Here is an 11,938-nt window from a genome sequence, read left to right on the forward strand (position 1 = left end):
GCGGCAACTAAATTTGCGACATGGGTCGCAAATGGGCAATCCCTGGGGATGACGGGCACGGGCTGCCGCGAGATTTAGCATCGCTATCCGGCAACATCGGCTTCAGAACGAAAAACGCCGCCTCGGTCAAACCGAAGCGGCGCTGTAATCGACTTTCGGCAGCGGCAGGGAGCGCTGCGCGGTAGCCGTTATCTCAGGCGACGAAGCCGAGGCGCACCGCATTCATGGCGCCGGTCTGGCCGGGCATGGTGTTGGCAAGGCGCTGGCGCTCGAGAGCTGTGGTCAGGTTCATTTCGCGGCGGGGGAAAAGGCGGGCAAAAAGCTTCATCATCATCTCCTATCGGTTGCTCAGACGGGTCGCCTTCGCTTGATGGAGTGGGGCAGCTCGTTTGCTGGCGGTGATATAGGCGTGTGTGAGCAGAAACTAAATCGCAAATGCGAAGCGCTTGATATGAAAAGCGACATCAATTGCGACATTTTTCGGCAGACTGCCCGAGATTTGTGATTATTTACAAGGCATTAATTGGAAATTTGAGCTGCTATGCAGCTTGCTCATATGCGCCATGCAAGGGCGACATGGCTCTGAAAATCGTTTGAATGCAAATAAGTTAGAGAAGGCGGGTGAGTAAAACAGAGAAGGCCTGCCGGGCTGGTTCTGCGCGGCAGGCCTTCAGCACATGGTACACAATGGTTTACTTTGCTCCAGCCCAGGATCCGACGCCGTGTCGTGCACCGGTCTTGGTGTCGGCAGCTTCAGGCCAGCCGATATCCTTCTGCAGTTCGATCGGCAGCGAGCGGATCGCACGTTCGGTCTGGAAGCGGGCGCGGGCCGCGCTGAACTCGGTCGCAAGCCGACCTATGGATGACAGGATAGACATTTCATTCTCCTTTGGTTGTGGCACGTCCCGCATGAACGCGTTCCGTGACCGGGATATTCCGCATCGAATGCAGTTTCGTGTCAGGAGCTTTTCGATCCGGGGCACGTCCTGCCTTCGATGGAGTTGACTATCCTCCCAATCTGATGTTCAATCAAACGAAATGGAATGATGCTTCACATCAGAAAAATTGAAGGTCGATCCCGATGAACGCCCCACTCAATCATCCGCTCCCCCTGCTCGATCTCGACGTTTTGCGCACGTTTGTGGCCATTGCCGAGACCGGCAGCTTCACCACCGCGGCCAATGCGGTGTTCCGCACGCCGTCGGCGGTCTCCATGCAGATTAAGAAGCTCGAGGACATTCTCGGCCGCTCGGTCTTTGCGCGCGATGCGCGCTCGGTGACGCTGACCACCGATGGCGAGATGCTGCTCGGCTATGCCCGCCGGCTGTTGTCAATCAACCGCGAGGTGGTGTCGAAATTCATCATCCCCAAGATCGTCGGCGTGGTGCGGCTCGGATCGCCGGACGATTATGGTGAGCGCGTGCTGCCGCATGTGCTGAAGCGGTTCGCGCAATCGCATCCGTCGATCGCCGTCGACGTCACCATCGACCAGAGCAGCAATCTGCGCCGCCGCATGGACGACCGGGCACTCGACATCACGCTGTTGACCAACTCCTACAAGACCAGCGCGCTCGGCGCCGAGGTGCTGTTGACTGAGCCGATCGTCTGGGCTGGCGCCAAGGGCGGCAGCGCGCATCTGCGTGAGCCATTGCCCGTATCGCTGTGGGAAGAGGGCTGTGCTTGGCGGGCCGGCGCGCTCGATGCGCTCAGCCGTGAGGGCCGCAACTACCGCATCGCCTATATGAGCGCGCACACGGCCGGCCAGCGCGCCGCCATCATGTCCGATCTCGCCGTCGCGCCGCTGCCGAAGTCGTTCCTAGGCAACGACATGGTCGAGCTGTGCCCGAAGGACGGTATGCCCGACATCGGCACCTACAATCTGGCGATGGTGGTGTCGCCGGACGCCAGCGCCCCGGTCAAGGCGGTCGCCGACCATATCCGCGCGACCTTCGAACTGTTCCGGGAAACCGGGAAGTTCTGATCTATTTCGCTGCTTCGGCAGGGCGCGCCGCGAAGGCGGTTCGCGCTCTGCGCCGCGCAGTTGCGCGCCGCCTGGCGGGCTCACCGGCGAGGAAGGTGACGATGCTGTCCCTGGCGCGACGCGCCTCCGGCATCTCGATCAGCGGCCAGACGTGGAACATCCCTTCCTCGTAGACGACGTCGATATCGACGCCGGCAGCGCGCGCCTTTTTGGCGAAGATCAGATTGTCGGGGCTGAGCAGGTCGTGCGAGCCGGTCAGAAGCAGGGTCTGCGGCAGCACCGAGAGGTCGCCGTAGAGCGGGCTGATATGCCAGTCGCTGCGATCGATGCCGGCGCTGTACATGCGGATCGCTTCCAGCCCGCCGGGAATGCCGAGCCACGGATCGTTGCGTTCCGCCTCGAACACTTCCGGGTTGGACAGCGACATGTCGAGGCCGGGTGAAATCAGCACGTGGCGCGACGGCAAGGGCAGGCCTTCTTCGGCCGCCATCATGGTCAGCACCACGGCCATGTTGCCGCCTGCAGAATCGCCCATGAAAACGATATTTTCGGCGTCCGCCTCGTCCAGCATCTGCCGGTAAACGTCGCCGACCATGCCGAACATGGCGTGAAAATCATGCTCCGGCGCGATCGGGTAGATCGGCACGGTGATGCCGAAACCCAGCCGCTCGGCCATCTCGGCGATCAACCCCCAATGATAGGAGGTGATCTGGAAGACATAGGCGCCGCCATGCATGTAGAGGATGCGCCTGCGCTCGCCGGCCTTCGGCGCGATCTCGTAGACGGGGAAACCATCGACGCTGCGCTCGGTGATATCGAGGCGCTCGCGCAGCAATGCCGGAGGACGGTGGTCCTCGGTCTTGCGCGCATAGGCGATCCAGCGCTGCAGGTTTTCGGGGCTGGCAAATGCCTTCTTCCGGCTGTGCCGGAGGATGAACGAAACGAGATAGCTTTTGAAACTGGGCATTCGAATACACAAGCTCGGCAGCAGCCGACTAAGAGAATTCCCCACTAGTTCGAAGATCGCGCCTCCAGCCGAAATGTCAAGAATTTGGACCAACGCAACACGGTTGTTTGATCGACCGAGTTTGCGGTTTTCCCGCCAACGGCCTCAGCGCCGGGGCAGCAGCGCGGCGCGCAGCTTGATGTCAGGCGCAGCCGGGACCACGCGGCGGCCCCGGCGTTTTGTCAGCAATTTGCATTTGTCGGCGAAGGTCATCAGCGGCTCGAGCCCAGGATCAGGCGCGTCAGGTTGGCCTGGGCGTCGATGCGCGGCGACACGGGCCAGCCAACGTCCTTCTGCACTTCGGGCGGCAGGCTGTTCATGGCACGCACGGACTGGGCATGCTTGATGGCCGCACGAAAACGGCCGAGGGTCTCGAACATCGTTACTCTCCTTTGAAGCGTTGTGACGGCGCAATAGTCCGGCCCGCCTTTCGGTGTCCGTTAAATGCTTCACGTCTGTATCGGGTGGATTGCGCGAAAACAGCGCTTCGGTTTCCAGATCGGTGCGATCTGGAAACATTTGCATACAAATGAAATTGAAAGAATTCGCCAGCCTTGGTGGCCGGCCTATTCGCGGCTGCGCCTGGCCGCGTGGCCTTCGCGCGAACGCCGGCGTGGGGCGGCATCGCCGGCGATACCGTCCTCGCTGACGGTCTTGCGCGGTGGCAATTTCACCGCCGCCGACAATTTCGGGAACGGGTCGACCTTGTTCGGCAGCGCCATGGCGTAGACGAAATGCTCCTGGAATTTCGGCTCAAGCGCGGTCTCGATCTTCTCGATATGGCTGACGGTGTCCTCGATCTCGCGGCGATAGCCGCGGTTGAGCAGCGCCATGCGCGCGCCCGCACCGGCGGCGTTGCCGACGGCCGACACCTTGTCGAGGTCGCAGTCCGGGATCAGCCCCAGCACCATGGCGTATTTCGGATCGATGAAGGAGCCGAAGGCGCCGGCAAAATGGATGCGGTCGACGTGCTCGGTGTTCTGCTTTTCCATCAGAAGCTTGGTGCCGGCATAGAGCGCTGCCTTGGCAAGCTGAATGGCGCGCACGTCGGTCTGGGTGATGGTGATCTTCGGTTCGCCTTCCTTCAAGACATAAGAGAAGGTGCGGCCATTGGCGGTGACACGCGGCGAACGTTCGGCCAGCGACCCGTCGACGACGCCATCCTCGGAGATAATGCCGGCGAGGTACATCTCGGCAACGATCTCGATAATGCCGGAGCCGCAAATGCCGGTGACGCCGGTGGCTTGGACGCTGTCGAGGAAGCCTGGCTCGTCGGACCAAAGTTCCGAACCGATGACACGGTATTTCGGCTCCAGCGTTTCGGGATCGATGCGCACGCGCTCGATGGCGCCAGGCGCGGCGCGCTGACCGCCGGAGATTTCAGCGCCCTCAAAGGCCGGACCAGTGGGGGAGGAGGCCGCGACGACGCGCGTGCGGTTGCCGAGCACGATCTCGGCATTGGTGCCGACATCGACGATCAGCATCATTTCATCCTGGCGGTGCGGACCTTCCGACAAAGTCACGGCGGCAGCATCCGCGCCGACATGGCCGGCGATGCAAGGCAGCATGTAGAGACGCGCGCCCTGGTTGAGCTTCAGGCCGATATCGGAGGCTTTGATGCGCACCGCGCCCGAGACGGCGAGCGCGAAGGGCGCGCCGCCGAGCTCGGTCGGATCGATGCCGAGGAACAGGTGGTGCATGATCGGATTGCCGACGAAGACGGAATCCAGGATGTCATTGCGCTGGACATTGCCTTCGGCGCAGACCTTGTCGACCAGGCCGGAGATCGCCTCGCGCACGGCGACCGTCATGCCTTCGCGGCCGTCCGGGTTCATCATCACATAGGAGACGCGGCTCATCAGATCCTCGCCGAAGCGGATCTGCGGATTGGACGTGCCGGACGACGCGGCGACGCGGCCCGACAGCAACGACACCAGATGCATGGCGATGGTGGTCGAGCCGATGTCGCAGGCCAGTCCATAGGCCTCGTTCTTGAGGCCGGGCCAAAGCGCGATGACGCGGGCGATGTCGCTTTCGGCATCCTTGTGGATGGCGGCGGTAGCGGTCCAGTTGCCCTTGCGCAAAATGCCTTGCACCTGCGGCATCAGGTAGAAATCGAATTCGAGGTTTTTGAAGCCCCAATCCTTCATCAGGGCGATCTTCAGGCGGTCGAGATCGCCGAGCGGCTTGTGCATGTCGGGTTCTTCGATCTCGACATAGCACATGCGGATCGCCGCATCGCGGGCGATGACGCGGGTGTCGGCATCCTTGCGGATGGTCTGCGCGTTGATAACCGTATCCTGCGGCACGTCGATGACGAGGTCGCCGAGGATCTGCGCCGAGCACGAGAGGCGGCGGCGTTCGGGCAGGCCGCGCACGCGCTCGTAACGCTCTTCCTTGGCGCCCTTCTGCGAAATGTGGTCGTTAGAGGAGACGATCTTGTGCTTGGCGAAATTGCCTTCCTGCACCTCGATCTGGCAGCGCCCGCAAGTGGCACGACCTCCGCAGACGCTTTCGACATAGACGCCAAGCTGGCGCGCGGCGTCGAGTACCGATGTGCCAACAGGAAACCGCCCGCGCTTGCCTGACGGCATGAACAGCACGAGCGGATCGGTAATGTTTGCAGGCGAGTTCACGATTGCGCGCTTATCCTCGAGCCATCCGAGCTTCGCGTCCGCCACGGCGGCGGCCACCATTGGCAGCGCCATCGCCCGGCGCGTTGACCTGCGTCGGCGCGGCAACCGCCTGGCCACCTTCGGCCGGCTTGTAGTCCTTGTAGGTCCTGATCCAGTTGGTGCAGTTCTCGTCAGTGCCGTTCAGCACATTGGCGCCGCGCACGGCTTCCATTTCCTGCGGGCGCACGGGGTTCATGATCGCCGAGGTCATGCCGGCGCCGATCACCATCGGGATGAAGGCGGCGTTGATGCCGTGGCGGTGCGGCAGGCCGAACGAGATGTTGGAGAGGCCGCAAGTGGTGTTGACCTTGAGCTCTTCGCGGAGCCGACGCAGCAGCGCAAACACCTGGCGGCCGGCATCGCCCAGCGCGCCGATCGGCATGACCAGCGGGTCGACGACGACGTCATGCGCCGGAATGCCGAAATCGGCGCAGCGCTGCACGATCTTCTTGGCGACGGCGAAGCGGACGTCCGGATCCATCGAAATGCCGGTCTCGTCATTGGAGATGGCGACGACCGGCACATTGTACTTCTTGACCAGCGGCAGGATGGCTTCGAGCTTTTCTTCCTCGCCGGTGACGGAGTTGACCAGCGGCCGGCCCTTGGCGACCTTCAATGCGGCTTCGATTGCGGCGCTGACGGAGGAATCGATCGACAGCGGCAGGTCGACCAGACCCTGGACGATCTCCAGCGTCTGCACCAGCAGCGCCGGCTCGGTGGCGTTCGGGTCGACAGCGGTGACGCCGGCATTGACGTCAAGCATGGTGGCGCCGCAGGCGGCCTGTTCCAGCGCATCCTTGATGACGGTTTCGAAATTGCCGGCCACCATCTCGGCGGCCAGCTTCTTGCGGCCGGTCGGGTTGATGCGCTCGCCAATCACGCAGAAGGGCTGGTCGAAGCCGATGATGATCTCGCGTGTCGCCGAGGCGACGATGGTCCGGGTCATGAAGTCTCTCCGCCTGATATAAAGTGCTTCTTTATATCGTGTCTGGTTTCGTTCCAGGGTCTGGTGCTCGGCCGGGCTTAGTGCGCGGTCTTTACCATGTCCACCTGCGTTTCGGTAATCTCGTCATGCAATATGTGGTCGAGCCGGTCGGCGACCATCTGGTCGTCACGGCGGATCTCGCGTTTCCACGGCTGGCGGCCCTTCAGCACGCCCGATTCATCGACGATCTCGGCGACATACTCCTCCTGGCGGTAGGCCATTACATGGATGCCGGCGACGCCCGGGATTTCCTTCACCTCGTTGATGATGTCGATGCAGAGCTGCTTGCCTTCCTTCTTCTGGTCCTGCGCACCCTCCAGCCGCTTGATGATGGCGTCCGGGATATGGATGCCGGGCACGTTGGAGCGGATCCATTTGGCCGTCTTGGCCGAGGCCAGCGGGCCGACCCCGCACAGGATGAACACCTTTTCGGTGTGGCCGAGATCGCGCGCCTTCTGCATGAAGGTTTTGAACATCGGCACGTCGAAACAGTACTGCGTCTGCACGAACTGCGCGCCGGCGGCGATCTTCTTGCCGAGATGGATCGGACGGAAATCGAAGGGCGGCGCAAACGGATTGACGGCGGCGCCGAGGAAGATCTGCGGCGGTGTCGTCAACTTGCGGCCGGACAGGAACTTGCCGTTGTCGCGCATGATGCGGCAGGTTTCGAGCAGCGACATGGAATCCAGATCGAACACCGGCTTGGCGCCGGGCTGGTCGCCGGCCTGCACACCGTCGCCGGTGAGGCACAGCATGTTGGCGACTCCCATCGCCGCACCACCCAGCACATCGCCCTGGATGGCGATGCGGTTCTTGTCGCGGCAGGCGATCTGCATGATCGGGGCGTAGCCCATGCGGGTCAAAAGCGCGCAGATGCCGACCGAGGACATGTGGCAGTTGGCGCCGGAGGCATCGACCGCATTGATGGCGTCGACCCAGCCGTCGAAAATCTTCGCCCGGTTGTAGACGTCTTCGGGATCGGCGCTGTCGGGCGGGTTGAGCTCGGTGGTGACGGCGAACTCGCCACGCCGCAGCACGCGCTCCAGCCGGCCGCGCGAGGAGTGGCCGGGCAGGGGATCGAGCGGCAGATGGATGCCGGCCGGGTTCTCGTCGCGCTGGCGGGCGATCATGCGGCGGCTCCGGTCTTGGCATTGGCCGCGGCTTCGCGGGCTGCCGCCGCCTGCGCGGTCACCCGCAGCCACGCCGACGTCTCACGCAACGACTGATCGACCGGCTTTTGCACGTCGAGGATCTTGTCGCCATGCACCATGTTCTTGGAGCCTTCCCAAGCCTTGACCCAGACGCAGGGCATGTCGGGCTCGACCTCGCAATTGCCATTGGCGCGCACGCCGCCGCACGGGCCGTTGCGCAGCTGCTTGGGGCAGTTCATCGGGCACGACATGCCGGTCGAGGACAACACGCACTGGCCGCACATGCGGCAGTCGAACATGAAGCCTTTGACGCGTTTTTCGACAAACTTGATCGGGGCTTCGACCCGCCCGTAGCCGAGGCCTTTCCACAAAGGATGGAGAAGCAGGAACATGTCGGCGAACCTGGAGTAGAACCATTCGAGCAGGCGCGAATGCCGGATCGACCACAGCCTGACTGCAAACGAGCGCTGCACGCGCCGCTGCGGCGACACATCGGCCGGCTTGTAGTCGGATTTCGGCGCTGCCTTCTTGACCAGAGTGGCCTGGGTAACCGCCGGTTGAGACTCAGACATGTTCTTTCCCGCCCGCCTTGACCAGAGCGACCAGCCGCTCGCGGTCATATTTCGCGTCGATGTCGTTGAAGGCCTTCTCGACCTCGGCTTCGAGATCGTCGCCGACCGGGACCGGTTCGGCCTTGCGCCATTCGGCAAGGTAATCATCGGTGCCGCCGGCGCCGGTGCGCATGGCGCACATGTCGATCGCCTCGGTGAAGCGCAGCGGCAGCTCGCGCTTGGCGTTCTGCCGGCCCTTCTTGACGATCACCTGGGCGGGTATGTCGCGCCAGTAGACGACGATCAGATCGGCCATGAATTCTCACTCCCTGCCGAGCGCAGTGCATCCGCTTGGACGCACGAAGGACGCTCGACCACTCTATTCAGCAGGTGCGAGCATTGCCGGATGCGCAGTGGGGCTGCTTGTTATGGGACGACGCGCGCGCATTCAAAAGCGACGCTATTGGGAGTCGCAAAAAGAAAGGCGAGATTTCGGGGAATTGCCGGCTACCAGACCCGCCTGGTGAGGCCGGTCCAGAGGTAGAACCAGATCGTCGGGTGGTACCATTGTTTCGACGGCAGATCCGGCTTGATGGTCGCCAGCTTGCCGTCCAGCGCATCGCGGACCGCCTCGACACAGATGTCGCGCGAGAATGCCGCCTGGCGCAGTGCATAGCTTGAAATGGTGTCGCCGGGCTCAGGCCTGCCGCGCGCCTGTTTCAGAACGTCGCCCGTGTCGACGCCGGCATCGACCAGATGCACCGTGGTGCCGAAATTCTGGGGATCGCCGGAAGCCAGCGCCCAGTAGCCGCCATTCATGCCGCGGTATTTCGGCGCGATGCCGGCGTGATAGTTGAGCACAGGACAAGGCATTTGCGCCAGCGTCTGCCGGGACAAGAGCCGGCAGCCGGCAAGCAACACCACGCCCGGTCGGATGTCGGCGATCGCCTGCAGGCAGTCGGGCGCGTTGGCAGAGGAGACGTGGATGATCTTCTGGTCCGGCCTTGGTTCGGTCTCAAGTTTCTGCCCGGCAATCAGCTGCGCCGCATGGCCGGCAAAGAAGCGTTTGCCCAGCCTGGTCAGCAGCATCGTACCGAGCTGGCCGATGGCAGAAAACCAGCCCTGGCGGCGGGCGCGGCCGAGCAGCAATTGCTTTTTGGACTCAGGGTTTTCCAGGATGACGCTGACAGGGCCGAGACGGTCGGCGATGGCGTTGACGATGGCCCAGATGTGGGGGCCGCCTTCGGTGACGACAACGATCGCAGCACTGTTCTTGTCAGCTGAAGCCATGGCGCGCCTTCTTGCCGGCGCGCAACCGTCTTCCCGTGCGCTGCCTGGCTCAATTCTGTGCCAGGCGGGGTTAAATCTTGATGACCGCGCCAGCCGCCCCCGAGGGCGAAAAGCTCGTGGATCAGCGCTTCAATTCCATGATGTCGAGATGCGATTCGTAATAGGGCGCCGGGAATTCGATGCGCCACTCATTGGTGCTGTTGCGGAAGACATAGCCGACCTGGTCGCTTTCCGGGCCGCTGCCATAGCGCTTCGGCTTGTTGTCATTGACATAACCGGAACCGAGATAGATTGCGCGTTTCTCGCTGTCATCGAAGAACCGGCCTGTCGTGCGCTGTGAGCCCGTGATCTTTTCCAGCCGCCAGCCGGAGCCGTCGTCCGTGACCTTGCACTTGAACCAGCCATAGATGACCAGCGGACTGATGCCGCCGACCTTGATGGTGCGGCATTGCCAGTTGCCGGTCAGATCCTTGTCGGAAAAGGCGACCAGGGGCTTGGCCAGCAAGGTGTTGAGCTCGCTAACCTCGGCCGGGTCGCCGGCCTTCGCCTCTTCAAGGGCAGCTTTCCGGGTCTCGCCATATTTGTCGAGCCGTGCCTTGTCGGCCGGCGTGATGATCTTCTGCACCTCGCCGTCGGCGTGAGCGGGCAGGGCGAAACAGAGGAGGCCAAGGGCGGCAATCAGCAGGCGAGGGGTCATCTGATGTATCCATGTTGGCACGGCTGGAGCAGCCGATTCTGTCTACCGGCGCACAACTTAACCATTCGCGGCGGCCTGTCATCCGTGCTTTATATTGCAGTATGTCCGTGGAGAGGTGCGCGTGGGGGTTACGATTCATTTTGAGGGGCAACTGCCCGGAGAGGAACAATATGTTGCGCTGTTGCAGGAAGTTGAAGCGTTTGCCATCGCTCGAGACTGGCGATTTCGGCCAATAGACGAAGCCGAAATGGTTCTCAACCGGGTCATCGACGAACGCAGCGTTGACTATATCAGCCCGGTCATGGGGATAGAATGCCTGCCGCATCCCAAGTCGGATCACCTAAGGTTCGAGTTCGACAGGGACCTCTTCATGCAGCAATATTGCAAGAGCCAGTTTGCCGGGTCGGAGGCCCATATCGAAATCATTGAGTTGCTTCGTAAGGTTGCCCCTCTTTTCGTAGAGTTCGACGTCTTTGATGAAGGCGAGTACTGGGAACTGGGCGATCGCTCAGTTCTGCAGGCCAATCTCGACTCAGTCGACGCTCTGCTTGCAGAGGCTTTGCGCAAGGATCCAACTGCAACGGGGCCGATCCGGTTGGACAACGGCCGCGTTGTCGATTTCGTGTCGGATCCGCAACCGGAGAGCAAATAATCCGAATTCGGGCGCCTAGCGGACTTCTTCTGGATGTGCCGCCACCCGCGCAAGTTCGCCTGTGAGGTCGCCATAGCCAGTCGAGCGGCGCTCATAGGCGAGACCGAGCAGAGAAGCGGCCTTCTCGGCGACCTTGTCGAGCTCCGGATCGTCGGTCTGGGCGATGTAGACCAGCTTCTCGTAATTGCCGAAATAGTCCTTGATCAGCTCGGGATGCTTGTCGAGGCCGAGCGGCTTCATGAAGAAGGCGTCGAACTGGCGGCAGAGGAAATCGGTCATGTAAAACGACATCATGTCGTCGTCGGCGACCTTCGCGTAGGCATCCATGCCCTGATAGAAGGCAAAGCAGTGCGGGCCGGCCATGCGCTCGACACCGTGCTTCTTCAGCACCCGGTCGAGCAGGCCGCCGGTGCCGCAATCGGCATAGCCGACGAAGATATGCTCATAGCCTTCCGCCTTGGCCTTTTCGATCGCCTTGTCCATCGCCGGGGCGATTCGGTCGGGGTAGAAATGGAACTCCGCCGGCAGGCAGGTCAGGTCGAGATGGTCGAGCTTGAGCTGCTCCTTGACGGCCAAAACTTCGCGCGCAATCATTCCGCAGGCGATGACCAGCAGCCTGTCGTCTTGATTCGGTTTCGTTTTTTGCATCCTTGCCATGGAACCCGGTCGAAGCGGCCTTCGTTGCTGTGGGGCGAATCTATCGAGAGAGGGATAAACCGTCCATGAAACTGTTACGCGTTGCGCCGATCGCAATCCTTGCCTGCGCCCTGGCGCTTACGGCCTGCGCCAACACCGTCCGCGGCGTCGGCCGGGATCTCAAATCGACCGCGAAAGCCATCGACGACACCGTCACCAAACCCTGACGCCGCTATCCGTTCCAATAGCTGGGAACAAAAAAGCCGCGCTGCAAGGCGCGGCTTTCGATTGTTGGCCAGACGCCTTGCTAGTGA

At 62.1% G+C, this 11,938-nt stretch carries 15 protein-coding genes; 3 read left to right on the top strand and 12 right to left on the bottom strand.

What is annotated here, in order from left to right; all coding sequences use genetic code 11:
• Nucleotides 1-193 precede the first annotated feature (193 nt).
• Nucleotides 194-328, bottom strand: coding sequence for a hypothetical protein (locus AC04SH_RS11205; RefSeq protein WP_112565447.1), 135 nt, complete (start codon nucleotides 326-328; stop codon nucleotides 194-196).
• A 364-nt stretch (nucleotides 329-692) separates the two neighbouring features.
• Nucleotides 693-878 (bottom strand): hypothetical protein, encoded by a 186-nt coding sequence (locus AC04SH_RS11210; protein ID WP_023700331.1) that lies wholly within the window; start codon nucleotides 876-878, stop codon nucleotides 693-695.
• A gap of 203 nt (nucleotides 879-1,081) precedes the next feature.
• Here AC04SH_RS11210 and AC04SH_RS11215 point away from each other — a divergent pair, with 203 nt between their 5' ends.
• The gene (locus AC04SH_RS11215) at nucleotides 1,082-1,981 is read left to right on the top strand and encodes a LysR substrate-binding domain-containing protein (protein WP_488575060.1); all 900 of its coding nucleotides are present in this window, start codon (nucleotides 1,082-1,084) and stop codon (nucleotides 1,979-1,981) included.
• Nucleotide 1,982: 1 nt separating this feature from the next.
• On the opposite strand, the gene AC04SH_RS11220 is transcribed toward AC04SH_RS11215, so the two are convergent.
• The 9 genes from AC04SH_RS11220 to AC04SH_RS11260 all read right to left on the bottom strand — a co-directional run bounded on the left by AC04SH_RS11220 (nucleotide 1,983) and on the right by AC04SH_RS11260 (nucleotide 10,336).
• Nucleotides 1,983-2,948, bottom strand: a complete 966-nt coding sequence (locus AC04SH_RS11220; RefSeq protein WP_488575061.1) for an alpha/beta hydrolase — start codon at nucleotides 2,946-2,948, stop codon at nucleotides 1,983-1,985.
• A 251-nt stretch (nucleotides 2,949-3,199) separates the two neighbouring features.
• Complete coding sequence (locus AC04SH_RS11225) at nucleotides 3,200-3,367, bottom strand: hypothetical protein (protein WP_477231350.1); 168 nt, start codon at nucleotides 3,365-3,367, stop codon at nucleotides 3,200-3,202.
• Between the two features lie 186 nt (nucleotides 3,368-3,553).
• Nucleotides 3,554-5,683, bottom strand: coding sequence for an ASKHA domain-containing protein (locus AC04SH_RS11230; protein ID WP_488575062.1), 2,130 nt, complete (start codon nucleotides 5,681-5,683; stop codon nucleotides 3,554-3,556).
• Nucleotides 5,634-6,608 (bottom strand): methyltetrahydrofolate cobalamin methyltransferase, encoded by a 975-nt coding sequence (locus tag AC04SH_RS11235; protein WP_352587956.1) that lies wholly within the window; start codon nucleotides 6,606-6,608, stop codon nucleotides 5,634-5,636. The genes AC04SH_RS11230 and AC04SH_RS11235 overlap by 50 nt, the downstream gene beginning before the upstream one ends.
• Nucleotides 6,609-6,685: 77 nt before the next feature.
• Nucleotides 6,686-7,777, bottom strand: a complete 1,092-nt coding sequence (locus tag AC04SH_RS11240; protein WP_488575063.1) for a methylenetetrahydrofolate reductase — start codon at nucleotides 7,775-7,777, stop codon at nucleotides 6,686-6,688.
• The gene (locus AC04SH_RS11245) at nucleotides 7,774-8,370 is read right to left on the bottom strand and encodes a methylenetetrahydrofolate reductase C-terminal domain-containing protein (protein ID WP_488575064.1); all 597 of its coding nucleotides are present in this window, start codon (nucleotides 8,368-8,370) and stop codon (nucleotides 7,774-7,776) included. Before AC04SH_RS11245 ends, AC04SH_RS11240 begins: the two co-directional genes overlap by 4 nt.
• Nucleotides 8,363-8,665 carry a virulence factor gene (locus AC04SH_RS11250; RefSeq protein WP_477231347.1) on the bottom strand — a complete coding sequence of 101 codons (303 nt, stop codon included), beginning with the start codon at nucleotides 8,663-8,665 and terminating at the stop codon, nucleotides 8,363-8,365. Before AC04SH_RS11250 ends, AC04SH_RS11245 begins: the two co-directional genes overlap by 8 nt.
• Before the next feature lie 191 nt (nucleotides 8,666-8,856).
• A complete protein-coding gene (locus AC04SH_RS11255) occupies nucleotides 8,857-9,639 on the bottom strand; it encodes a formyl transferase (RefSeq protein WP_488575065.1) in 783 nt (260 codons plus the stop codon).
• Nucleotides 9,640-9,760: 121 nt separating this feature from the next.
• Nucleotides 9,761-10,336: a DUF4893 domain-containing protein gene (locus AC04SH_RS11260; protein ID WP_488575066.1), complete on the bottom strand. Its 576-nt coding sequence runs from the start codon at nucleotides 10,334-10,336 to the stop codon at nucleotides 9,761-9,763.
• 121 nt (nucleotides 10,337-10,457) lie between these two features.
• Between AC04SH_RS11260 and AC04SH_RS11265 the strand changes: the two genes are divergently transcribed.
• Nucleotides 10,458-10,988: a hypothetical protein gene (locus AC04SH_RS11265; protein ID WP_488575067.1), complete on the top strand. Its 531-nt coding sequence runs from the start codon at nucleotides 10,458-10,460 to the stop codon at nucleotides 10,986-10,988.
• Nucleotides 10,989-11,003: 15 nt separating this feature from the next.
• Here AC04SH_RS11265 and AC04SH_RS11270 read toward each other — a convergent pair whose 3' ends face one another.
• Nucleotides 11,004-11,645 carry a DUF1638 domain-containing protein gene (locus AC04SH_RS11270; protein ID WP_488575068.1) on the bottom strand — a complete coding sequence of 214 codons (642 nt, stop codon included), beginning with the start codon at nucleotides 11,643-11,645 and terminating at the stop codon, nucleotides 11,004-11,006.
• Nucleotides 11,646-11,710: 65 nt separating this feature from the next.
• Between AC04SH_RS11270 and AC04SH_RS11275 the strand changes: the two genes are divergently transcribed.
• Nucleotides 11,711-11,851: an entericidin A/B family lipoprotein gene (locus AC04SH_RS11275; RefSeq protein WP_112565267.1), complete on the top strand. Its 141-nt coding sequence runs from the start codon at nucleotides 11,711-11,713 to the stop codon at nucleotides 11,849-11,851.
• Nucleotides 11,852-11,938 lie beyond the last annotated feature (87 nt).

This window comes from Mesorhizobium sp. CNPSo 4688 (assembly GCF_057784295.1).